Source organism: Mycoplasmopsis synoviae ATCC 25204, from assembly GCF_000969765.1.
GTDB classification, from domain to species: Bacteria; Bacillota_I; Bacilli_A; order Mycoplasmatales; family Metamycoplasmataceae; genus Mycoplasmopsis; species Mycoplasmopsis synoviae.
Genome location: NZ_CP011096.1, coordinates 341,151 through 365,764, shown reverse-complemented (window position 1 = coordinate 365,764; position 24,614 = coordinate 341,151). Strand labels below are relative to the sequence as shown.

Annotated in this window: 21 protein-coding genes and 1 pseudogene; 5 read left to right on the top strand and 17 right to left on the bottom strand. The window is 25.2% G+C overall.

Annotation, left to right across the window (positions count from 1 at the left end):
- Position 1 precedes the first annotated feature (1 nt).
- The 4 genes from VY93_RS01650 to VY93_RS01635 all read right to left on the bottom strand — a co-directional run bounded on the left by VY93_RS01650 (position 2) and on the right by VY93_RS01635 (position 4,588).
- Positions 2-793, bottom strand: a complete 792-nt coding sequence (locus VY93_RS01650) for a tRNA1(Val) (adenine(37)-N6)-methyltransferase (RefSeq protein WP_020002958.1) — start codon at positions 791-793, stop codon at positions 2-4.
- Positions 768-2,975 carry a ribonuclease R gene (gene rnr / locus VY93_RS01645; RefSeq protein ID WP_020002959.1) on the bottom strand — a complete coding sequence of 736 codons (2,208 nt, stop codon included), beginning with the start codon at positions 2,973-2,975 and terminating at the stop codon, positions 768-770. Before rnr ends, VY93_RS01650 begins: the two co-directional genes overlap by 26 nt.
- A gap of 87 nt (positions 2,976-3,062) precedes the next feature.
- Positions 3,063-3,482, bottom strand: a complete 420-nt coding sequence (locus VY93_RS01640) for a Dps family protein (RefSeq protein ID WP_020002960.1) — start codon at positions 3,480-3,482, stop codon at positions 3,063-3,065.
- A 23-nt stretch (positions 3,483-3,505) separates the two neighbouring features.
- The gene (locus VY93_RS01635) at positions 3,506-4,588 is read right to left on the bottom strand and encodes a M42 family metallopeptidase (protein ID WP_020002961.1); all 1,083 of its coding nucleotides are present in this window, start codon (positions 4,586-4,588) and stop codon (positions 3,506-3,508) included.
- Positions 4,589-4,714: 126 nt separating this feature from the next.
- Between VY93_RS01635 and VY93_RS01630 the strand changes: the two genes are divergently transcribed.
- Genes VY93_RS01630 through pfkA form a run of 3 tightly spaced genes read left to right on the top strand, consistent with a single transcriptional unit; the run spans position 4,715 to position 9,014 of the window.
- Positions 4,715-7,213 (top strand): valine--tRNA ligase, encoded by a 2,499-nt coding sequence (locus VY93_RS01630; RefSeq protein ID WP_020002962.1) that lies wholly within the window; start codon positions 4,715-4,717, stop codon positions 7,211-7,213.
- Positions 7,201-8,037: a bifunctional 5,10-methylenetetrahydrofolate dehydrogenase/5,10-methenyltetrahydrofolate cyclohydrolase gene (locus tag VY93_RS01625; RefSeq protein ID WP_020002963.1), complete on the top strand. Its 837-nt coding sequence runs from the start codon at positions 7,201-7,203 to the stop codon at positions 8,035-8,037. The genes VY93_RS01630 and VY93_RS01625 overlap by 13 nt, the downstream gene beginning before the upstream one ends.
- A complete protein-coding gene (gene pfkA / locus VY93_RS01620) occupies positions 8,037-9,014 on the top strand; it encodes a 6-phosphofructokinase (protein WP_020002964.1) in 978 nt (325 codons plus the stop codon). Before VY93_RS01625 ends, pfkA begins: the two co-directional genes overlap by 1 nt.
- A 166-nt stretch (positions 9,015-9,180) precedes the next feature.
- Here the strand turns inward: pfkA and VY93_RS04000 are convergent.
- The 6 genes and pseudogenes from VY93_RS04000 to VY93_RS04375 all read right to left on the bottom strand — a co-directional run bounded on the left by VY93_RS04000 (position 9,181) and on the right by VY93_RS04375 (position 15,798).
- A pseudogene (locus tag VY93_RS04000) lies at positions 9,181-10,870 on the bottom strand (IS1634 family transposase).
- A gap of 345 nt (positions 10,871-11,215) precedes the next feature.
- Entirely contained in the window at positions 11,216-13,147 is a 1,932-nt protein-coding gene (locus tag VY93_RS01600; RefSeq protein ID WP_020002760.1) for a methyltransferase domain-containing protein, read from the bottom strand.
- Positions 13,131-13,466, bottom strand: coding sequence for a hypothetical protein (locus VY93_RS04390; protein ID WP_026365138.1), 336 nt, complete (start codon positions 13,464-13,466; stop codon positions 13,131-13,133). The genes VY93_RS01600 and VY93_RS04390 overlap by 17 nt, the downstream gene beginning before the upstream one ends.
- A gap of 941 nt (positions 13,467-14,407) precedes the next feature.
- The gene (locus VY93_RS04385) at positions 14,408-14,755 is read right to left on the bottom strand and encodes a hypothetical protein (RefSeq protein WP_026365136.1); all 348 of its coding nucleotides are present in this window, start codon (positions 14,753-14,755) and stop codon (positions 14,408-14,410) included.
- 3 nt (positions 14,756-14,758) lie between these two features.
- Complete coding sequence (locus VY93_RS04380) at positions 14,759-15,004, bottom strand: amino acid--tRNA ligase-related protein (protein WP_408633534.1); 246 nt, start codon at positions 15,002-15,004, stop codon at positions 14,759-14,761.
- Between the two features lie 263 nt (positions 15,005-15,267).
- Positions 15,268-15,798 (bottom strand): amino acid--tRNA ligase-related protein, encoded by a 531-nt coding sequence (locus VY93_RS04375; protein WP_223211484.1) that lies wholly within the window; start codon positions 15,796-15,798, stop codon positions 15,268-15,270.
- A 434-nt stretch (positions 15,799-16,232) separates the two neighbouring features.
- Between VY93_RS04375 and VY93_RS03860 the strand changes: the two genes are divergently transcribed.
- Entirely contained in the window at positions 16,233-16,565 is a 333-nt protein-coding gene (locus VY93_RS03860; RefSeq protein WP_027332489.1) for a hypothetical protein, read from the top strand.
- Positions 16,566-17,402: 837 nt separating this feature from the next.
- Here VY93_RS03860 and VY93_RS04330 read toward each other — a convergent pair.
- From VY93_RS04330 to VY93_RS01550, 6 genes are all read right to left on the bottom strand, one after another.
- Positions 17,403-17,711: an SGNH/GDSL hydrolase family protein gene (locus VY93_RS04330; protein ID WP_223211488.1), complete on the bottom strand. Its 309-nt coding sequence runs from the start codon at positions 17,709-17,711 to the stop codon at positions 17,403-17,405.
- A 54-nt stretch (positions 17,712-17,765) separates the two neighbouring features.
- Complete coding sequence (locus VY93_RS04200; protein WP_020002768.1) at positions 17,766-17,915, bottom strand: hypothetical protein; 150 nt, start codon at positions 17,913-17,915, stop codon at positions 17,766-17,768.
- Between the two features lie 538 nt (positions 17,916-18,453).
- Complete coding sequence (locus VY93_RS01570; RefSeq protein ID WP_020002770.1) at positions 18,454-18,783, bottom strand: hypothetical protein; 330 nt, start codon at positions 18,781-18,783, stop codon at positions 18,454-18,456.
- 26 nt (positions 18,784-18,809) lie between these two features.
- Positions 18,810-19,088 carry a hypothetical protein gene (locus VY93_RS01565; protein ID WP_144406205.1) on the bottom strand — a complete coding sequence of 93 codons (279 nt, stop codon included), beginning with the start codon at positions 19,086-19,088 and terminating at the stop codon, positions 18,810-18,812.
- 685 nt (positions 19,089-19,773) lie between these two features.
- Complete coding sequence (locus tag VY93_RS01555; RefSeq protein WP_020002774.1) at positions 19,774-20,196, bottom strand: hypothetical protein; 423 nt, start codon at positions 20,194-20,196, stop codon at positions 19,774-19,776.
- Positions 20,197-20,254: 58 nt separating this feature from the next.
- Positions 20,255-20,695: a hypothetical protein gene (locus VY93_RS01550; protein WP_020002775.1), complete on the bottom strand. Its 441-nt coding sequence runs from the start codon at positions 20,693-20,695 to the stop codon at positions 20,255-20,257.
- 308 nt (positions 20,696-21,003) lie between these two features.
- Here VY93_RS01550 and VY93_RS01545 point away from each other — a divergent pair, with 308 nt between their 5' ends.
- Positions 21,004-23,397 (top strand): P68 family surface lipoprotein, encoded by a 2,394-nt coding sequence (locus VY93_RS01545; protein ID WP_020002776.1) that lies wholly within the window; start codon positions 21,004-21,006, stop codon positions 23,395-23,397.
- Positions 23,398-23,477: 80 nt separating this feature from the next.
- Here VY93_RS01545 and VY93_RS01540 read toward each other — a convergent pair whose 3' ends face one another.
- Entirely contained in the window at positions 23,478-24,500 is a 1,023-nt protein-coding gene (locus tag VY93_RS01540) for an IS30 family transposase (protein ID WP_020002725.1), read from the bottom strand.
- Positions 24,501-24,614 lie beyond the last annotated feature (114 nt).

Sequence of the window (24,614 nt, the reverse complement as noted above, 5' to 3'; positions counted from 1 at the left end):
TTTAATTATCAATTTTAATGGGTTTATATATTTGCTTTATTTCAGGAAGATATTCATGGTTTTGCTCGTCGTCAGCATGTAAAAATAATGCTGGTAGAAATTCTGTGAAGTACGGCGAATTAAATTTAGCATTGCATAGCACGAATTTAGCACGGGCCGATTTTCTAGTATATACAAATTGTACCTTTTTAGGTTCAAAATTATATTTTCTTAAAGTAGTAAATAAATCAACTAAGCGCTCGATAGGTAGCACTATTGAAAGCTCGCCTTTTTGCTGAATTATTTTAGCTGATCCTGCAATTATTTGCTCTAAATTTAATTTTACTTCGTAGTTTGCAATTAATTTCTCCTTTGTGATTTCTTTTTTTACTTTTTGTTTTTCGTAAATATAAAAAGGAGGATTGCAAAAAATTACATCATATTTTGGAAGAGTTTTATTGCAATGATTTTTATAAAAATCATTAAAGTTACCATGAATTAAATTTATTTGATTTTCTAAATTATTTAACTTAACATTAATTTCTGCTAGTTCTAGCGCTTTTGCTTGAATTTCTAAAGCATCTATTTTCAATTTTTTACTTCTAGAAGCTACAAAAATAGAAAGCGCACCGTTATTGGTTCCGATCTCTAATGCCGACTTTGTTTTATTAGTTAAATTAATAAAGTTACCAAGCAATATTGTATCAACTGAATAATTAAACATAGTTTTATCTTGGTAGACATATAAATTAGAGTCAAAACCTAGTGAATTTTTTTTAACTTCAGGTTTATTTAGAATTTCTTGGTTTTTCATGTTTTCTAGTTAAATTTAATTTATAAGCATCATATTGACTCTCTAACACGCAGTCAATTTTACCTTCAAGTAAATCAGTTGCAATTATTACCACATCAACATATTCGCCGATTTTATAGCTTTTAGTTTCACTCGCAAAAACGGTAAGCATTTCATTGGATTCATAGCTTCCATCAAAGAAATTGCTTTTGTGAATTAGTCCTGATCCACCAAATTCAAATTCAACAAAAATTCCAAAATTTAAAACCGATACAATTTGAGCTTTGAATTTTTGTCCTGTTTGGAATTTTAAAAATTCAGCAAATTTTAAATCATTAACTTTTCTTTCGATTTCTACTGCTTTTTGCTCAGAATTTGAATTCAGCTGAGCATAGCTACCAAGCTTAGAATCAAAGTGATTTAAAATCTCTTGGCTAGATTTTCCTTCAAGATGCATAGTTAAAATTCTATGCACTAAAAGATCTGGATATCTTCTAATCGGAGAAGTAAAATGACAATAAAATTCAGAAGCTAGACCAAAGTGACCGATATTATTTAAAGAATAAATTGCTTTTTGCATTGTTCTTAAAAATAATAAATTTATAAAGTAATCATTTCTTTGGTTTCTTGTTTGATGAACAAACTTTGAAAAATCATTAGCTGAGCTTGTAATAGAATTAATATTTTTAATATTAATTCCTAAAGCCGTTAAATTAGTTTTAAGGCTTTGAAGTTTTTCTTCTGATGGATTTTCATGAATTCTATATAAAACCGGCATTTTTAAATCACTAAGATATTTAGCGACAACTTCATTGGTTCTAACCATGAAATCTTCTATTAAAATTTCGCTATAAACTCTTTTGTGAATTTTAATTTCCTTTACAGTTCCATCTTCATTTAGGAAAATTTTAGGTTCTGGAATTTCAAAGTCAACATAACCTTGAGCTTCTTTATATTTATGAAGAATAAGGCTTAACTCATAAGCATTAGTTAGCATTGTTTCTAACTCTTTAACATAAGAAGATTTTTTTTGTTCTAAAGATAAAAAGTTATTATCTTTATCAAAAAAAGCTTGTACTTGTTTATAAGTTAATCTAAACTTAGAATTAATAACTGATTTATAAATTTTATAATTTACGTTATTTCCGTGCTGATCGATTTCAATGTCACAGCTTAATGCAAATCTATCGACATTTGGATTAATAGAACATATTCCATTAGAAAGTTCGCTAGGAAGCATTGGAATAACGCCATTGGCGATATAAATGCTAGTTCCTCTTTTGAGCGCTTCTGAATCTAGATTTGTTTTTTCTTTAACGTAATGGGCCACATCGGCAATATGAACAGATAATAAAAAGTTTCCGTTTTCTAGTTTTTTAACATTAATAGCATCATCAAAGTCTTTGGTGCTTTCACCGTCGATTGTAACTATTAGTTCACTAGTTAAATTTTTTCTTTGAAATTTTTCTTTAATATTTAAATCAACTTCTTGCGGAATTAATTTTGATTCAGCTAAAGTTTCAGCGCTAAATTCTAAATCGATATTAGTAGATTCTAAATAAGCTTTAACAAATACATTCGGATCACTGGTATTGGTGATTACTTTTTTAATTTCAAGTGATACTAGGTTTTTGTCATATTTTTTAATTTCACATAATACGCAGTCATTGATTTTAACTTTAGATGATAAATTTAAAAGTTCAAATTTTACTTTATCAAAGCAACCATCTGCTGGCGCAAAAAAGATGGTGTTTTTATCTTTTTTGATAAAGCCAATTATTTTTTGATTATTTCTTTGAACTATTTCATCAACTACTGCAAGCAGCTGCCTTGTTGGATTTTTTTCGTTATGGTCTTTGTAAATTGAAGCAATTACTTCATCGTTATTAAGCGCTGAATTTAAATCTTGGAATTTAACAAAAACACTTTCTTTTTCTTGGGCCTCGTTTTCAAATTCTAAAAAGGCAAATTGTTTTTTAGAAGCTACTTTGATAATTCCACTTTGTTTTCTTAAAAACTCTGGAACGTAATAATTAGAATCAAAGGTTTTAAAAATTTCATTTCTTTTAATTAGGCTTACTAAGTAAGCACTAAATTCTTTATTGTCCTTGCGATTTATTTTTAAATAATTTGCAAGTTCAATAAAAGAGACATTTTTTCTAGCTTTGATGTAATTTATTAATTTAATTTTATCTATGTTCATAATTTATATTTAATTATATATACATTAAGCAAAAAGCAAATAAAAAAAGTCCATTTAAAATAAAACAGACTTTTTCTCTTATTTTGCTTATTTAGAAGCTTTTTTGAATTTTCAAGCTCATTCATGACAAAATAAAACTACTTCATCAAGAACAGGTTGAACTCTAAAGTCAACGCTTTTTAATTTAGATACAAAATCTAAAAGTTTTTCTAAGTCTTTTGAAAGTTCTACAAAAGCATCTTTAGAAGTAAAGTTTTTAGCTTTAACTTCTTTAATTAGTGATGCTTTGCTAGCTTCACTGTATGATCCTAAAGCTAGGCCGTCAAACATAACAACTTTTTCAGCTACCGCATCCATTTGCTCTTGGCAACCATCGAAGAAGGTGTCAAGCTCTTCATGGGTTTCAAAGAAGTGTTCTCCTGAAACATTTCAGTGGTAGTTTTTAGCTTTAAGTGCAAGTAGCATAAAGCTAGCTTGCAAAGTTAATAAATATTCAAGTTTTTTCATTTGCTATATTTTATAATATATTATTATTTAAATTTAAATTCTTTTAAGTGCTTATCAGAAAAACTTTCCGCGTATTTAACTAATAGATCAACGGTGTGTTTGATATCAACTAGAGATGCCATTCCTAGAGGTGAATGCAAGTATCTTTGAGGAATAGAGGTAGTAATAGTTGCCGCCCCTCCTTGAGCGTATTGAAGCTCGGCAGCGTCAGTTCCTCCACCTTCTGCGATGTATTTATAAGCAAGCAGTTTATGTTTTTTAGCAACTTGCATTAGTTGTCTTAGTAAATTTGTATCAGGGAGAGTTCCACCATCTTGAACTAGTAGCGCTACTCCTTTTCCTAGTGATGGAGTTCCTTTAGGAGCTCCAAAGCTATCGTGAGCCGCTCCGGTATCAAGAGCTATAGCCACGTCTGGATTAATTAAAGTAACTGAAGTTTTAGCTCCTCTAGTTCCGACTTCTTCTTGAGCGGTTCCTACTAAATATAAATCACAATTTAAATTAGCTTTAGCTAGCGCTTTTCCAACAAGTTCTAGAGCGGTAACTCCTGCTCTATTATCCATAGCTTTTCCAGCTACTAAATCATTTGGAAATTCTAGATATTCTCCTGATAGATAAATTGGATCTCCAATTTCTATTCCGGCTTCTTCTACTTGTTTTTTAGAAGTAAAACCAAAGTCTACAAAAAGCTCTTTTTCTAAAATAGCTTTTGTGAATTTTTCTCTTTCTAAAATATGAATGCTAGTGTGACCGAAAATTCCAGTATAAACTTTTCCATTTGAATTAGCTTTAAGCTTAGCTTTGGTTCCGATCACTACGTTAGGTCATACTCCACCTACAGTTTTAACTAAAACATTTCCGTTTTCTTCAACGCTTCTAACAAGGTATCCGACTTCATCCATATGCGCTGCGATCATTAATTTTGGAGCGTTTTTAACTTTAGATTTTTTATAAAAAATAACAGAACCTAAATTATCTCTAGATACTTTAAATTCTTTTGGCATATTTTTCTTTAATTCAGTAACTACTTCTTCTTCATAACGAGAAATAGCTTCAAGTGACATGTATTTTTTGAGTCTTTGTGAAATTTCTTTTAAACTTGACATTTTGCCTTCCTTTTTAAGTTAACTAAAGTATATATTAAAATAAATTTTGCAGATTAAAAATTTAATTTTAACAGCATTATTAGGCGGAATTGTGGTATAATTTAAGACTAAGTAAGGCGGCTAAATATGCAAAAAATTTACAACCACCAAAATGTAGAAGATGGCATTGAATCTAAATGAAGAGAAAAAAAATATTTCATAGATCATAATTTAGATAAAAAACCATTTTCAATACTACTTCCGCCCCCTAATGTAACTGGTAAGTTGCACTTGGGGCACGCATTAGATTCTTATATTCCCGATACTATAATTAGATTTAAAAAACTTTCAGGATATGACGTTTTATGACTTCCTGGAATGGATCATGCCGGAATTGCAACGCAATCAAAAGTCGAAAGCGAACTTTACAAGCAAAGCAAATTAACTCGCCACGATCTAGGAAAAGAAAAATTTTTAGCTGAAGTTTGAAAATGAAAAGAAATTCATGAAAAGCTTTTCAGGCAGCAATGACAAACTTTGGGGTTAGCTTTAGATTATTCAAATGAAGCCTTTACTCTTTCTAAAGAAGTAAATGAAAAAGTTATTAAAATTTTTGTAGAGCTATACAATCGCGGATATATCTACAAAAAAAATAGAGCAGTTTCTTGAGATATTAATCTTCAAACTGCAATATCAAACATTGAAGTAATTAACAAAGAAACTCCTCAAAAAATGTATTACATTAAATACTTTTTTGAAAATTCAAGCGAATATTTAACTATAGCAACCACTAGAGTTGAAACCATGCTTAGTGACGTTGCAGTAGTTGCTAATCCAAAAGATAAGCGTTATAAAAATTTAAAGAATAAATTTTTAATTCATCCTATTACTAAAAAAAGGCTGCCATTGATTTTTGACGAATACGTTAAAATTAAATTTGGTTCAGGCCTTATGAAGCTTTCAGCTCACGCTGAAGCCGACATTGAAATCATTGAAAAACTAGGCCTAGAAGTAATTGAAACCATTGATAAAAATGGTTATATCAACGCTCCTGATTATCAGTGACATAAAATGGAACGTTTTGAAGCTAGAGAAAAAATGGCTCAGTTTTTAGAGGAGAATAATTATCTGATAAAAGCTGAAGATAGTATTTCAAATGTTTCATATTCAGATAGAAGCAATAGCGTTATAGAAACTTTAATGCTGCCACAGTGATTTATTAAAATGGATCACTTTAGAGATTTAATTTTAAAAAATCTATCATCAAAGGAAAAAATTAAATTCCTTCCTAATAGATATAAAAATAATCTAAAAAGATGAATGAATAATGTCTATGATTGAAACATTTCAAGACAACTTTGATGAGGACATCAAATTCCAGCTTGATATAAAGATGGAAAGATGAAAGTTCAAGCAGAAAGCCCTGGGCAGGGCTGAGTTCAAGATAGCGATGTTTTAGATACTTGATTTTCTAGCGGAATTGCAGCTTTTAGCTTTTTTAAATGAGAAAACGATGATGCATTTTTTAAAAGATATTATCCATCATCGCTTATGGTTTCAGGATATGATTTAATTTTCTTTTGAATTTCTAGAATGATATTTTTATCACTAGAATTCACAAATCAAAGACCATTTAAAGAAGTCTTCATGCATGGGCTTATTAGAGATAAAGACGGAAGAAAAATGTCAAAATCTCTTAATAACGGAATTGATCCAATTGAAGTTGTAGAAAAATATGGATCAGACGCGCTAAGATGATTTTTAATAACTAATACTGCTCCAGGAATGGATATTAGATATAACCAAGAAAAAATTAAAAGCGCTTGAAAGATATCTAACAAGCTTTATAACGTTGCTTTATATATATCATCAATGCCTGATAATAATTTAGAAGCTAAATATTCTAAATTAAGCGAGCAAAGCAAATGAATTTTAAATAAGCTTTCTGCTTTAAATAAACAAATTCAAAAAGTATTTAAAACTTATGACTTTAGCATTATCGGCGTAGAGATATATCAATTTATATTTACTGATTTATCATCTTGATATATTGAATTAATTAAAAGCTTAAATATTAAAAACGAAGCAATGTATGTTTTTAAAAAGATTTTAATTATGCTTCATCCGTTTCTACCTTTCACCAGTGATTATTTATTCAATAAACTTTACAACGAAGAGCTACTAGAACAATCTTGGCCTAAGTTTAAAAGATTTAAAGATAGCAGCGAGATTAATTTATTAATTGATGCTATTACTAAAATTAGAAAATATCGTGATGATAATAATATTTCTAAAAAAGAAAAGCTTTATCTTTGTTTAAAAGAAAAAATTTCAAAGAAAAATCTAAATATTCTTTTATCGCTAACTAATAGTGAATATAAAAAAAATAAAGACTTTTTAATAGTTTTGGATAATAATTCAATTTTTATTGAAATATCTCAAGAGCAAAAACAAAAACAAAAGCAAGAGCTTGAGAAAAAAATAGCATTCTGTCAAAGTGAAATTACAAGAGCGCAAAATATTTTAAGCAATCAAAACTTTATAGCTAAAGCTCCTAAAGAAAAAATTAAATTAGAAGAAGATAAATTACAAAGATATAAACAAGAGTTGCAAATTTATCTAGAGGAATTAAAATGAAAATATTAAGTGGAAGAGAAAAAGCCGAACAAGATTTAAAACAATTAAAAAAAGAACTTGACGAGCTTAATTTAAATCGCCCTATTAAACTAGCTATTATTCAAGTTGGCGATAAAATGGAATCAAATCGCTATGTTGAGCAAAAGCTTAAAAAAGCTAAAGAAATTGGAATAGAAGCTAAATGTTTTAAATTCGATGAAAACATAACTCAAAAAAGACTTCTTCTAGCAATGGATGAAATCAATGAAAACTGAGATGGAATTTTAATTCAACTTCCACTTCCTAAGCATCTTCCTAAAGAAGTAATTTTAGATGCCGTGCCATATGAAAAAGATATCGATGGGCTATCACATCGTAATGAATTTATTTTATATAACGAAAAAAATTCAGATGATAAATTCTTTGTGCCAGCTGCTGCTAGAGCGGTTTTAGAATTAATCGAGCATCACGAAATTAACTACAAAAAGAAAAAAGTAGCAGTAGTTGGAAGAAGCCATTTAGTAGGTAAGCCAGTGGCTCATATTCTTAAAAGAAGAGGAGCTAGCGTTTCTACTTTTGATGAAAATACACCAATTAAACTTGTAGCTAGCGCTGATATAGTTATAGTTGCAATTGGAGTTCCAAAATACATCAAAGCCGAAAACATCAAGCAAGGCGCAATTATAATTGATGTAGGAACTAACTATGATCAAAATGATCCAAGTGTAATCTTTGGTGATGTCGATCACGAAAGCGTTAAAACTAAGGTCAGCGCTATAACTCCAGTTCCTGGAGGAGTAGGGCCTTTAACAGTGGTTTGTTTACTTAAAAACTTAGTGGAGATATACAAATAATGAAAAATATTGCTATTTTAACATCAGGAGGAGATTCTCCTGGAATGAATCCAGCTGTGGTTGCTATTGTAAAAGCAGCTAAAGCTAATAATATTAATTCTTATGTAGTTTATGAAGGATATAAAGGTCTTGTAGAAAATAATATCCAAAGCGCTAGTGAATTAAATATTAATGATTATATTTCTAGAGGTGGAACTTTTATTTATTCAGCTAGATATCCAGAATTTAAAGACAAAGAAGTAAGAGCTAAAGCTATTGAAAATTTAAAAACTAAAAACATTGAAGCTTTAATAGTAATCGGTGGTGATGGTTCATATATGGGAGCACAAAAACTTCATGAAGAAGGAGTTAAAACAATAGGTCTTCCTGGAACTATCGATAACGATATTAAAAGCTCAGATTTTACCATAGGCTATGACACCGCTCTTAATACAATCGTTTCAGCGGTTGATAAAATTAGAGACACCGCTAATAGTCATCAAAGAATTATGATTGTTGAAGTTATGGGAAATCAATGTGGTGATTTAGCGCTTTATTCAGGAATTGCAACAGGAGCTGAAATTATTGCAACTAGTTCATATACCCCAACACCAGAAGAAATCGCAAATCAAGCCTTAGAGCTAACTAAGCAAAAAAATCGTCGTAGCGTTATTATTATGGTTTCTGAAAAAAGATATAACATTACCGAGCTTGCTAAGCTAGTTGAAGAAAAAACCAAATGAGCTACAAGAGCTAATTCATTAAATCACATTCAAAGAGGTGGAAGCCCTACAGCACAAGAAAGAATATTAGCTTCACTTCTTGGTTTTAAAGCAGTTGAATTTTTATTAGATAACAAAAGCGGATATGCGCTTGGAATTCAAAATAACGATATTGTCGGAGTTCCTATTTTAGAAGCTCTAAACATGGAGCCAGTTGCTGCTAAAAAAACTCTAGAAAAAACAGTAAAAATCAATAAAATTAACAAAATAATATAACAAAATTCAAAACAAAAATGCGCCTAAATTAGTGCATTTTTTGTTTGAAATTTTTATTCTCAAAATAATAAAGGGTTTATTTTTTTTATCCTGCGTTTCCAAGTTGTAATGAAGAAAAAACGAATACACCTATAAATAAGGCGTATTCGTTTTTTGCGCTTTTAAATTACAATGATAGACCATCAACGGCATATTGAAAATCACTATATATTTTGTTTAATTCCTTATATTCTGAGTCTAAATTATTCTTGATTTCACTTACAACCTTAACATTGACAGTCTTTGTTGTGATTGTTATAAGTTTCAATGTATCTATAAACATATTCATTGTCAGTTTTTGGATCTCTGCATTATCTTTATAAAATTTCTTTAATTTATAAATGCAATATTTCAAAACAATTAGAGACAAAAAGCATAAAAATACATGAGATTGAATATGCTCGTTTTTATAAACGCATATCGGTCTAACTTCGATTGCTGATTTTAAGCTTCTAAAACTTTCTTCCACTTTTCATTGTCTATTATATATTTCATTGGCTTTTTTTGAATTTAAATTTGTTATGTTCGTTTCAATTATATAAAAGCCATTTTCATTAACCACTTTTTTAATTTTTTCAATATTTAATCTTGCTACTGTTTTACCATCTACATCCATATACTTTTTCTTATATTCAGAAGCCAAAGCACTTAATGGCAATTCACCTTTAATAGACTTTTTTTTCAATTTATTAATAAGATTTTGTCTTTTTATTTTGTCTAAAGTTTGTTTTGAAGGGCTAAAATAGACAAATTGTTTTCTAAATGTATCGCTATCTCTTTTTTTATTTTTGTTTTTAGCTCAAATAGATTAAACGAATCTAGATTTAGTAAAATACTCATTTTCTTGAACAAAGCCTTGTTTATTTACTATAAATGCTTTATCTTCTTTTCCAAGAATATCAATACGTTTCTGAAGTATATATTTATATCCTTTTTGTTCTAAATATCTTAAATTCGCATTTTGACTAATAGTTTTATCAGCAACAATTATTATGTCTTTTGTTTTGTAAATTCTTTGCATTTCGATTAAAAATTTCACAAGAGTTTTAGAATCTGTAGTATTTCCTTTTAAAACTTTATAGTGAAAAGCAATGCCATTATTATCAACTGCCATAACCACAACAATTTGATCTTCATCATGCTTTCCATCTTTAGAAAAAACCTCTTTGTCTCAAAGCATCTCTTGAAAAACTTTGAAAATAAATAGTTGTATTATCAAAATGCATTAATTTTGCGTTTCTAGTTGTCAATTCTTGCATTTTGTTATAAATATTGACTAAAATTGCATTTTTATATTCTAAAAAAGTATCGAAATAGTTATAAATTGAAGATTTTTTTATATCTATCTTATGTAAAAAGTCATTTTTGTTTTTGTATTGACAAATATAACTTCTTGGTTGAATTATTCTTGTTGCAACAATAAATTCCAATACTTCTTCTAAAGATTTGTGTTTAGTTTTCGGTAATTCTTTAAATAAATCTAGTTCTTTAATTACTTTATAAATCAATTCAATACCAACGTTTTTTACATTTGTTTCGACAGATGTCGGGTTAAGCAATTGAAAAAATTTGGTTTTAACTTCAATTTTATTCTCTCCAACAGGGACCAATCTAGCAATTTGTTTTAAATCATCGATATTTTGTAGAGAATATTTTTCTTTAATTTCTTCTCAATAACCTAATCCAACTAAATTACCAATCCCTTTACCGTATTCTTTTGATATTTCTAATGCAATGTAAATTTCTTTTGGGTTTTTTCTTTTATACAAAATGTAATTACTCATATTTATATTATACATTATTATCATTGTAATCATTGTAAAAAATTAAAATAATTAAAAAATGTACTTATATACTATGTATATAAGTAATAAGGTAAAAGGTATAAAAAAGAGCTTCAAACTTGGAAATTCAGGTTTTTCTAAGAGAAAAGTTAAAGTTTTGTAACAAGAATTCTATTTTTCGCGAATATCATAAGAAATTCGTCTATAATTTTTAATGGTTATATATGAATGCTCTCTTGAGAGCATTTTTCTTTCTTTTTGTAGTAAGTTTTTAATAAAAAAACTCCCAAAAAAATTTTAATATTTTTTTGGGAGTGATAACTTGGAAGTTACAATGTGGGAATAGTTAATTCTAAAATTATATATTTATAGAATTAACTATTTTTGTGTAACATAAAATAATAAAGGTTTGGATAATTTTTTAACTCATTCTTCTTCTAATTTTTCATCTCTTTTTGATACTTCCAAAATTTTAAAATTAAATTCATCCGATAATATTTTTTTCATATCTTCTTGTGTGTAAAATCTGTTTTTTACTCATATATCATTTTCTTTATTTGATAGAACTTTTTTTTCAGAAAATAACTCTAAGTCATAAACTTTTACTTTTTCTAATCAATAATTTTTGTATTCTTCAGTAGAAAACATATCATGTATAGTAAAAATGAATTTTCCACCCTTTTTTAACAAGTTATAAATATTATTTAAAGCCATTCTAACTTCTTTTTCTTCAAGAATATTTGTCAAACCATTAAAAGAAAACAAAATAAGATCATATTTTTCTTTTTCGTTAATTTTCTCTATTATATTTTTATGCTTAAATAATATAGAATTATCAGAATTTCTTTTTTTGCAATTATTAATAAATATTTTATTTATGTCAATTGCTTCAATTTTAGAATTAGGGAACATTTTTTTTAATTCAAAAGTAGTTCTCCCCAGTCCGCATCCAATATCGTATATTTTTAATTCTTTTGTATTATCGAAAAAATATTTTTCGATTATATTTTTTTCTGAATTTCAAAGACCATTTTTTGTATATTCTTCATAATCTTTAAAAGTTTTTTTAGAAGAATAAAATTTATTAATATTATTTGTTTTAAAAATAATTAATGAAGTTGTAATTATAAGTGTAGACAATATTAATATAATAAGCGAATAACTTAAATATGCTCAATAATAACTAAATTTATTGTTAAAAAATGTAAATAGAATTATAAGTAAATTAGAAACTATAACTCTAGTGGCCAATGATCAACCATTTTGCTTATGAAAATCTTTTTTATTAAATAACTTGTATGATTCAGAATAAAAGGTTGGTAATGTGATACTAAAAATAAACTGTTGAATAGTGTTGATCAAAAAATAATATATGAAAATAACATAAGAAGAAGTTGTTAATTTTTCTATGAAAATTCATGAAGTAGCTAAAATGAGCATTACTAGCATTAGTATATGTAATTTTATTTTAGATTTATTAAAATGATTTAATATCATCAATAAAATGGTAGCTATTAAACCGCTTATTGACATAGTTAATGTGAATCAAAAAGATCATTCATTATAACTATAATCTTTAATATATGCGAAAAATTGTATCAATCCCGCTTGTCTAGGATAAAGTAATATACCAATTAAAATAGAGAAAGAAAAAATAAATATTCAGCTTGATAATTTAGTTTTTTTAATATCTTGTGAAATAGTTTTTTTAGAAAATTCAATTGAATTTATATTAAGTTTTAAACTCCAATACAATATACCAGATATTAAATAAGTAATAATATTAAAAACTATCAATCAATAAAATTGTAAATAATTATATAAATAAAATGACATTAAAGGTGAAAGAACAAAACCTATTGATATAGCAAGAGAATTGCCAATATTAAAGGACTTTAAGGTTTTTTCATCTGTAGCTAAATAATATAACACATTTTTTAAATGAATAAAGCGATAAGAATGTATAGTACCCAATATAGTTGATAAAACAATTAATATAATGGAAAAGATGTTAGAAGTTAAAAATCAAATAGAAATAATAAATACTATCAAGAGAAAAAAAGCACTTAAAATATCAGTTAATAGTAATGCGGTTTTATCTTTAAGAATTTTTACTAATTTATTTGAAAAAATATAAATAATTATTGATGGCAATTGAATTAATAAATATAATAAAGTAACCAATCAAAAATCACCAGATATTTTATATATATAAATTGCTGAAGAAATTTTAAATGCTTCAGAACCGATTAATGATATTCCTACTGCTGAAACATATTTAAAAAGATTAAAATTAAAGGATTTCTTCATTTATAAGCTCCATAAAAATTAACATATAATACATGTTTTTACTTAAAACATTAGATTCATAACTATGAATTTTATCAGCAGGTAAAGCTATTGTAATTGAGTTTTCATATTGCAGTTCTGTAATATCAGTTGATCCAGATCCAAAATATAAATGATATGGAAGTGAATATTTATTACATAATTTCTTTAGTTTTTCTAGCAATGATAAATTAACGGCTGTAAAAGTATCAGAAACTCTTATTAATATACCTTCAATATCCCACTGATCACTTTCTGAAGATTCAATATTAATAATTGATTTAATTTTTTTTGTATTCAATTTTTATTTTCTTTAGAAGATTGTAATAATATTTCTTCTCTTGTTGTAAATATATAATTAATTGATGAAAAACTATTTAAACTTAAAATACAAGCAACCGGCATTCTATTGTCAGAATTTCTACTTTTAATAAATACTTTATCAACAATAGTTTTTGTAGAAGGAAATATTTGATATATATCATTTTTATTTAATGAATTAGATTTTTTATCAGAAAAAAATAAAGTAGGTCTATTTATTTTTCTATTTTTTTCGGCTGAAAAAAAGTTGTTATCTTTTTTGTTGCAATTTATATCGAAAATAAAATTAGATTTTTTATCATATACATTATAAATTCCATCTATTCAATTCATAGTACCTAAGTTATAAATATTACCATTTACAATTATTCCTCCAACTTCATCTAAATGAGAAATAAAAACTGCTTTTTTATTATTTAAAATATTAAAAAAAATACTGTTTTTTTATCTTTTCTAACATCAATATCATTTGTTAAAAAATTAATTTCAAATCCAGGCAAAGTAGGTTTTTCATAAGAACTAATAATTTTTTTTATTATTAAAGAATTATTTTTTAATAATAAATCTAAAAAATAATTATTTTTTTAGATTCCTTATTCATAAATTTATATATTTTTTTAATATCAGAATATATATAAGTATTTAAATATTTTTCTATGCTTTTAAATTTAAAATATCTAATATGATATTTATCGTAATTATAATGTTTATAAATAAAGAAAGTATTAAATAAATTTAAATTTATTGCGTTTCTTAATAGTGCTCATGATGTTATTTCTTTAATTAAATTACCATTAAATTTATATACTGATTCTAAATCATTTACTAATTCCGAAATTTTTCGGTTCCTGTCATGTTTAAAATCATCAGAAAATAGATAAGCAAAAGATAAAATTTTTTGTAAAATGGCATAATTAACACTTATATCATATATATTTTTAAATAATTATTTTTATTAACAAAAGATAAATTTATAGTTTCTAAACTTACAATTTCTATTTTAAAATCAAATATATAGGTAATTAATAAGTTATCGTCAAATTTACTATTAGGCAATCTATTAGCTATTCACTGTAAAAACTTTTGTTTATCAGTTTCCCTTATATCTGATATGAAACAAAAATCTAAATCATTTATAGATCTTTTTAAAATATTATTTTTAGCAAGTATATAACTTCCTTTTAAGATTAAAGAAATATTTGATGAAAATAAAAGATTAAATTCGGATATTAAGTCATCAATAAATTTTAAAATTTTTCTATATATCATAAATTAAGGCAATAATTCCCTATCTGTTTCTCTAGGTAATAGCTGAACATTTCTAATATCTTTTTCATCTATGATAAAAAGTACTAATCTTTCCAATCCTAAACCAAAACCAGATGTTTCTAATTCTGATTCTAACTTCATTTTTAAATATCAATCATAATGTTTGGGATTATTCTTGTGTTTTAGTATTGAATCATATGTCTCTTTATATGTTATACATCTTTGACTAGAACCAACAGTTTCGCCTATTCCAATTAATAAATCAGAGTTTATCGCATAATCTCCTTCTATTTTTTGATAAAAAGGAACTAATTGTCATGGAAAGTTGCTTAATCAAATAATATTATTTTTAAATTTATTTATTAAGTATTGTTCCCCCTTAGAATTAACACTTTCTATAAAATCATTTTTATTTAAATAAATTTTTTCTATACCAACTGGATATTCTAATTTTAATAATGAAATAACATGATCATGTTTTAAATCTATAACTTCATTAGATAATCATTTTTTTAATCTATTTGAATTATTAGTATTAAAAAATCAATTAAATTTTTATGTTTTTTTATTAATTCATTAACAATAAATTTAATGTAATCAATAATTTTTTCTTTACAATTATTTAAATTACCTAACATCTCAATTTCAAAATGATTAAACTGATATAAATGTCTATTATCAACTTGTTCTCCTCTAAAGGTATTTGTTATATATCCAGCACTAGAAATATCTTTAGCTCTTAACATTAATTCAAGGTGAAATTGCATACTATCTGCCAAATAGAATTCATAATTTAAATTACTTTTAGAAATAACTTTATAAGGTTTCGAGTCGCTACCTAATCCCATAGGACTAGTAACACTTTGCGTTGTAATTGGTAAATTAACTATTTCTACATTATTATTTTTCATTCAAATATAAGTTAATTTATTTATCACAGAAAATAATTTTAAAAGATTAGAATATCTTTCATTTTTTATTGTTTTTATAAAATTTTTTCTAAAATCTTCGTATATGTATACCTCTTTCTTTAAATCGAACAATTGATTTATACGATCATATAGTTTTACTATTTTTAGTTTATTAAAACAAAAAATAATTATTTTTAAAAAATAAAAGTGAAAATATTTAACTTTTTCATAATTTTATATAAAAAACGGCTTATGCCGTTTCCCACATTGTAACTTCCAAGTTATCACTCCCAAAAAAATATTAAAATTTTTTTGAGAGTTTTTTTATTAAAAACTTACTACAAAAAGAAAGAAAAATGCTCTCAAGAGAGCATTCATATATAACCATTAAAAATTATAGACGAATTTCTTATGATATTCGCGAAAAATAGAATTCTTGTTACAAAACTTTAACTTTTCTCTTAGAAAAATGGCTAAAGATCTTAAAATTTGTCATTCTTCATTGATTAAAGAAATTAGAAAAACTCAAGTGAATATGGATATGATGCAAAGCTTGCTAGAAAATCATGACATTAGAATTCGCTAAAAACCACTTTAAACTTAAATCTGAAATTTATAAATTTAAAGAATTTAAAGAAAAATTCTTAAAAATTTATAACGCCAAAGAAATGACAGTTGAAAGCACTCTGGAATTTATCAAGCGTAACTATAACATTAAATGTCCTTCAATTAAAACGATTTACAATTGAATTAATTCAAAAAATTGAAAAATAAATCGCAAAAATTTACTTAGAAGCAATTATGTATTTGCGGCAAAAGGCAAAAATCTCTCCAAGAGTGGCTTGCTTGAAAACGCTGAGTTAGGCCTTTTTGAACTAGTCCTTTTAAAATCGGATTAAGAAAAAAATTGGCCACTGGGAAGCAAATTTAATCAAAGGTAAAAGAGAAGCTAAGGCTCATTTACTGCTTTTCCAAGAAAGACTCATCAGATTTGTTTTAATTAAAAAAATAATGACTAAAAATCCATGAAATCTAAATTTAGAACTTTGAAATTTAGTTAAAGGCTATTGAATTTAATGTCAAATCCATTACCATAGATCAAGGCTTAAAATTTAACTTAATTTTTTATATAAGATATAGATTAAAAATTTATATTTATAAAGCTCATCCTTATGCTTCACATCAAAAAATAACTACCTAAAATATCAATAAATACATTCGAAGATATTTCAAAAAAAGCACTAACTTTGAAAAAATTGATGACCTTGAAATTTGAAAAGTTTAAAACATATTAAATCTAACTTGAAGAAAATTCCTAAAAAATTAAAAGCATCCAAACGAAATGTTTCATGAATATAATTAAAACAAATATTTATGAAATCTAATTCCTAAAGATATGCCACTATATACCAGAGCTAAAGGATTTGTACCAAGAAACAAAATTCACAAATACTCAAAAAAGAAAAAATAATAACTAATGAAAAATAAAAGCCGATTTTTAAAGTCGGCAATTTTATTAAATTGTAAGTGGTAACTTGCACTTTACAATATGGGAAGATATTGATATCTTCTTTTAATTTCACTAATAATATCTTTAAATAAGTAATTAAAAATTTCTTTAATATTACTTTTTGTTTCCTTTAGAGCTTCATTTACTGAATCTAGGTTTAATTTATTTTGTTGAAATTCATTAAAAATTAATTCAAAAAAATCATTCCCACCAAGGATTAGAGTTATTAAATTTGTTTTTTTAAATCACTTAATACTTTTGTTTGAAAATCCTTAATTTCCTGGGGAGAATTTCCAAAAATATTTAAACTAGCATCATTTTGTCCTGGATAATTAATATCAAAAAGTTTTAATCATTGTGAAATTGTTGCCCCTGATTTAGCATAATTATTAAATGAAGCAATTCTATTTTGCTTATTAAATATTTTTGCCAAAAATGCAGGATAACTGCTTCCTGTGATTTGGTTGTTTTCTAATTTACCAGGAAAATCATCAGGAAAAGTTCCGTCAAAACCAGCTGTAATACTATCTCCTAATGCTACAATTAATTTTTATATTTAAATCAATAAAATTATCAGATTTTTTTAAAGCTAAATTTTCATCATTTGCATTTTTTGTTTTTGTTTCTTGATTTTGATTTTTTTGTTTTGGTTTGTATTAATGCCACATGAAATTGCCAATGCTGGTGTCATAGTTGAAAAAACTAAACTTGACAAAATAATAATTTTTGTTTTCTTCATTTTTAATTCCTTATTATTAAGTGTTTAAATTTAATATTTTAAAGTCACTAGCTAATTTTAAACAAAATAAAATTTAATTACAAAAAATGTAAAATTTTTTTTGTTACACATTTTTTGATTATTTACTTTTTTATTTTTTTAAAAAAACCTGCTAGTTTTTTTGATTTTAACTATCAGGTTTTAATTTGAAAGGTTTTTTGTAATTTTTTGATTTTGTCTTTTATAATACTATTTGCATCAGTAAATGAAAATGTAATATATAAATAAATATAAATAAAAATATTTTTAATTTTAAAAATAAAAAACGAAATAATGACTCTTAAAATTAAAACAATTAATGTGTAAATATCAACTAAAAAAGAAACTATAAAAATAAAATATTCAAATTTTGTCGCTTTTTCGACATTTACTTTATCGAAATAAAAATTTCAAATAAAAGTACCAACTATATATGTTGTAACCATAATAACAAATAAAGCAAAAAAGAATCTTGTTAATGTATTTGAATTAAAAATATTGATTTTAATTTGGTTTGGTGTTAAAAATTTTTATAGCCATTATTTTTTTTATAATGTAACTTTTCCAAAAGATTGTTTAACAAAATAAATCTTAAATCAACATTTTTATAATTATTTGGAAACAAATCGTCATAAATTTCTTTGTATTCAATAGGAAGGTTTATATATTTATTTTCAAGAATGTAATTATTAAGTGTTTCTTGCGAATCAAATTCTTGTAATAAGTTTTCAATGTTCATTTTACTTTTTGAATTAAATTTATAATACTGATTTGTTAAATTGCTTCTATCATCTGATAAAAGTGTTGATTCTTTAATTAATTGAATTACCTCATTATTGTTATAATGCAAATCAAAATAGGTAATAATTTGATCACTTATTTTGGGTCACTAACTGTATTTTTTATTTTATTTTTATTTTTTTCTTTTTCATTAATTTCATTATTAATGAATTGTCAGAAATTATTTTGTTTAAAAAATAATTTAAGAGAATAATCGGAAACTAAATTTTGTTTTACTAAATATAAAAGTTCTAAATTCTGAAGTTTTAAGTTTTTTTGATTTATGTATTTAATAATAAATTCAATATCTAAAATTGTGTTTTCTATTTTTTGAACACTTTGCTGATTTGAAAACAAGAAAGGTAACTGTACCATTTTACTAATCAAAACATATTAAATATTAGCAACTTTTATACCTTTAATTTTTATTGTATTTCTTTTGTTTATGTATAATGAATTGATTATTTCTATTTTTTTATCTAAAATTTTTCCTTTTAAAAAATTTTGATCTAATGTATTTTTTCGAAATATGAAAATTCTTTTTCAAAAATTTTTCTAAAATTTATATTTTTGTTATCTGAAACTAAATCTATATCATTTGTTATTCTATAATTTGAATCTGTCAATAAATCTATCGCAAGAGATCCTCTTAAAAATGTATCAATTTTTTTATTTAACTTTTTTAAAATTTTTATAGTTATTGCATCTAAATTGTATTGTTTTTTGTTAATGTGTTTAATTTTTTAAATTTTAATGAAAAAATAAAATACATAATTAAAATTTCTTTTAGAAAAGTTTCGTTTAAAAATTTTCAAGAAGATTTTATTATCAATATTAAAATAGATCTAAAAACGCCAATAGCTAAAAATGCAATTGAAAATCCTGCTAATATTTCAAAGACAATATAAACATTACTGTCAAGCTTTTGCTTTAAATAATTAAATACAAAAACTAAACTTAATATAAAAATTGCTAGTAAATTAAACAAAATATAAATTACATATCTTATATTGCTTTATTTGATTTATTTCATCATTTATATAATTAGATAACATAAAAATTAATACGAATTATAACTTTGATATATTTGATTTTCGTAATCAGAATATTGTTGTTGTGCTTGAATTGAATTGTTATATTTATTTATTGCTTCTTGATAATAATCAGTAGTTTTTTGAGCTAATTCATTTGCTTTTTCACTTATTATTCATCCCCCAAGCAAATATTTTCTTCATCAAGATAAATTATCTGCATCTTGTTTTAATTGTGAAAAAAGTCTACTTAAAAGCACCATATCATCTTGTTTGTTTAGCTCGTAATTTATAGCTGAAACATAAGTATAAATATATGTTCCATCTATTTGAATTTTAGATAAAACTGTTAATACAAGGTTTGTAGACTCTAAAGCTAGGGCTCCTAGTTTTACTATTTCAAAATCACCAGGTAAATCTAATTCGTTAACAATGTCGGCTGTATCTGACACAAGTGGTTGAATTGTTTTAATTATTTGTCCGATTTCTCCTACAAAATTATCGACAAAATTAGAAAAAATTGCTTACTTGTTTTATTCATAAATTAAAATCACCTTTTATTTGATCTCATTGAGCTTGTGTTATAAATTTTGAATATTTTTCTTCTTCTTGTAATTGTTCTTTTGATTCACTTAATAAACTTTGTGATGGATATTGATCACTATTACTAAAGTAGTTATTATTATATGTATTTATGATTGTTTTTAAATTATTTGATAAATCTTTTAATCCAGAAACTTTTTCCTGTAAAGTTTGAAGATCTGAATTTGTAAAACTAGTATTATCACTTAAGTCTTTTTGAAAATTAATTTGATTTAAAATTTCATCACCAAATTGACTTCTTAGTTTACTTTGTAAATTTTCTTTAAAATAATTTATTTGTTCTTTTTGATCTAAATCATTTTGATATTGAGCTTTTTGTTCAATTTGTGCGTCAGTATTAATTTGCATAAAATTTCCTTTTGTGTTTTTTTATGCTAAAATATTTTTGCGCCCTTTTTTAAAAACATGTTTAATTTTAAGAATTTAGTTGCGATTTAAATACTTAAAAATGTTTAACTAAAAAAAAGTAAAATACAAATACAAAAATATTTCATCGAAAATATTATATTTCAAAAAAATAAAATTATTTGCGTTTGCAAATAAGTTTTTCATATTTTTTGGTATAATGGAATAAGTAATTAAATTATCACTAAAATGACTTGATTACTATATTATTTGTATACAAAATTTAGGTTTGAAGGACTATATATAATACTATGAATAAAACAAAAATTAAATTTATTTTAGGAACGCTAGGTTCAATTGCAGCGTTATCTATTTCTGCATCATGTGGAAGTTCAAATGGATCAATAAATGAAAGTAACAATAATATTGGCGGTGTTACTGACAATTCATCTATCAAAGATAGAAGATTAAACGCTTTATTAGGCGCAAATCCAGAAGCATCTTCTAACGCTTTTCAGCAAGTTGAAAAAGACAAAATTGTTTTAGCTATGACTTTTTCACAAGGGGGAGCACAAGCAAAAGCTTTAAATGAATTAGTTAATGCTTATAATAATGATGCCGAATTAAAAGCGAAACTTGGAAATATTTTCAAAGAAGTTACTGTAAATAATGTTGGTTCAGGTTATGGGGAAGGAGCAAAAAAAGTATCGCAATATTTAGAAGCTAAAAATACTGATAATTTTTTTAACTTAATTTTAAATTATTCTCCTGTTGGGGCAATACTTGCAAATAGCAATATGTTATTAAGTTTTAACGACCCAAATGGAAATCCTGATTTAGATACAGATATTTCATTATTTAACAAGGATTTTGTTAATTCAAACGCAACAACAGAAAACATTAAAAACCCATCTACATACATATTACCAATAATGAAAAGTACTTTGGTTTCAACTATTAATGCTCCTGTTATGTCTTATATATTAGACACAATGAAAGCAAAAGGAGTAACTTTCTCAGATGATGTTGATACAAAAAATTTTGTTGCAGAAATAGATTCTAAGGGTCAACCTGACAGAAGTCAAATTCAAAAGCAATGAGGTGATCCAGTCGATAACGCAACTGAATTATTAAAAGGCTTTCAATTTTCTAAAAAGATTTTTAATAATTATGAAGATTTAATTAAATTTGCTGAATTAGCACAAAAATTATTTAAAAATACACAAGATAATCAAAATGATTTACACGTTTTAGGTATTGACAGCCCTACATCAACATTCCAAAATAGTGTTTATTCATTAACTGGATATCGGTATGCTAATTCTCTTGAAGCAACTTCTAAAAAAAATGGAGTAAATACTGTTAATTATAATTCTTTAACAACAACAGGTTCTCCAGCTAATGTTGCAGCAAAAACTGTTTATGAAACATTTAGAAGCGCAGTTGCAACACAGGGTGTGGTATTACAAGGTCCAGGACAATTTACTTCAAATAAACAAATTTATCATAAATTTGCAATGAGTATTGGTTCAATTGCTGGTTATACTCACAACTATATTGAATCAGTTGAGGGAACAATTAATTTTAATTTCTCTCAATATTCTGGTTTCAACTTTAAAGCTTCAACAAATAAAAGCGATAGAAATAACTATAATAGATCAGGATTTTTAACATTTGGATTAGGACTTAATGGTCTTGGAAGAAAATATAGAACAAATTATACAAGTGATCAAATATTTTTAGGATTTGGTTCATTTAAAAATGGTCTTGCAAAATCAAATGTTACTTTAAAATCACGTTTTGATATTAAGTCAATAGACACAACAAACGATGCATCAATTCAAGCTGCTATAGATAAAATTAAAAACGATACAAGTAATTGAAAATTATTGTTATTGCAACAAAGTGATAGTTCAAAAACTCAAGAATTTACAGATTTCCAAACAGTGGTAAAGAATGCAGCTAGTCAAAATTCAAGTGAAATTATTTATGGTGGAGTTGCTGAAAGTAGCAATTCTAAAAACCCACAAAAAAGTCTTGTTGTATTTGTGAAAAGTTCAAATTCAAATCCAGTTAAAGCTGATTGAGAAAAATATATTAAATTACTAGGTGGAACTGCTGAAGAACAAACTTCATCAAATACATTAAATAAAAATGAACTTGTAGTAATAAATGCTCCAACAAAATGAAATGAAAATTCAGCAAAAAATTCAATTTATTTACAAGGTCCTAGTTTAATTGGTATAAAAGCAAATGAAGTTGATGATGCTGCTACTAGAGCATTTGTACATTGACTTGTAACTTCTAAGAAAGAATATACTTTCTTTAAAGATGATTCAAAATCAACAGTAACTGCAACTCCTTCATTATTTTTCCAAAAACAAATGTCATATGTAATGCCAACATCAGATTTTCAAAATTCAGTTTCTGATAAAACATTTGATTCTGGAAAAAATTCAAGAACAGATAACCCATTCTTAGAAAATGCATTACAAGTATTTAAAAATGCAGCAAAAGATCAAGCAAACTGAACTACATATGAATCACCAGGTTCAGAAAAAGGTGATGCATTTAGAAATTCTGTTGAATCAGCATTTAAAAATTTAATAAATCAAGCTGCAAATGGAACACAAGTTTCACAACTTCAAACATTTGATCAATTTGTTCAATCATTTAGAGATACATTTGGTTCAAATAATAATTAATAAAATTCAAAAAACTAATAACTATTTTAAAATAGTTATTAGTCCCAAATTCTCACTTCTAGTGCAACATAAAAACTCAATTATATAAAGTTTTCTTTATTATGATTGAGTTTTTCTTTTAAAAATAAATTTTTAGAATTATCTCAATTAAAAATTTCTCTTGGCATTTCATTTATTTGATTTACAACATCTTCTAATAAATCATCAGAAACATCATTAAAATCAGTTCCTTTTTTAAAAAACCTTCTTATTAAACCATTAAAATGTTCATTGCTACCTCTTTGAAAAGAAGCATAAGGTTCTGCTCTATATATTTGAATATCTTTTTGTTTTCCAAAAATACTTATTTTTTCAAATTCAATTCCGTTATCGATTGTTATGGATTTTATTGTTAAATCATATTTTTTAATTAACATATTTAATTTTTTATGAATTTCAAAAGGATTTTTAGAAACAACTTTTATAGCTAAACCTAATCTTGATTTTCTTTCAACAATAACTAAAAGATTTTGTTTTTTATGTGCTTTTTTACCGATAACTAAATCCATTTCTCAATGTCCAAATTCTTTTCTTGTATTTATTGATTTTCTTCTTGCTCAAATAGGTAAAACATATTTGTTTACATCTAATAACCTTGAAATTGTTTTAGTTCTTTTCCCACCTTTTTTGTAATATTGACGAAGTTTATTGCTTGGTCTAAAAATTCATTTTGTAGTTTTTATTCACCTATAAATTGTTTGAAATGAAGGAGTTTTCATTTTTGGATTTTCTGTTTTTATTTTATTAATAGTAGCTTTTACACCGTGAATGTTTTTGTTGTAATATTTTTGAAATTTTTGATCAAATTCATTTTCTAATGCTCAATGATGTTTAAATAAAGACCTATATTTTTTTCTTAAATTTGTTTTTTGTTGTGCAACTTCGCAAAAATAATGACCAAAATTATCTAAATTTCTTTTTAATTCTCTAGAAATAGTACTTTTGTGAATATTTAATGTTTGTGCTATTTTGGAAATAGATTCTTTTTGTACATTAAATAAAAAACTTATTTGGTATCTTTTTTCTAAATTTAATCTTGAATATTTTTTAGTGTTATAATTCATTTTGGATTCCTTTGCTGGGGATCTTTTTTTATATCTTTTTTCAATTTTATAAAAAACAACACCCTATTTAAGAGTGTTGCACTGGGAATGATAATTTAGGACTAATAACTATTT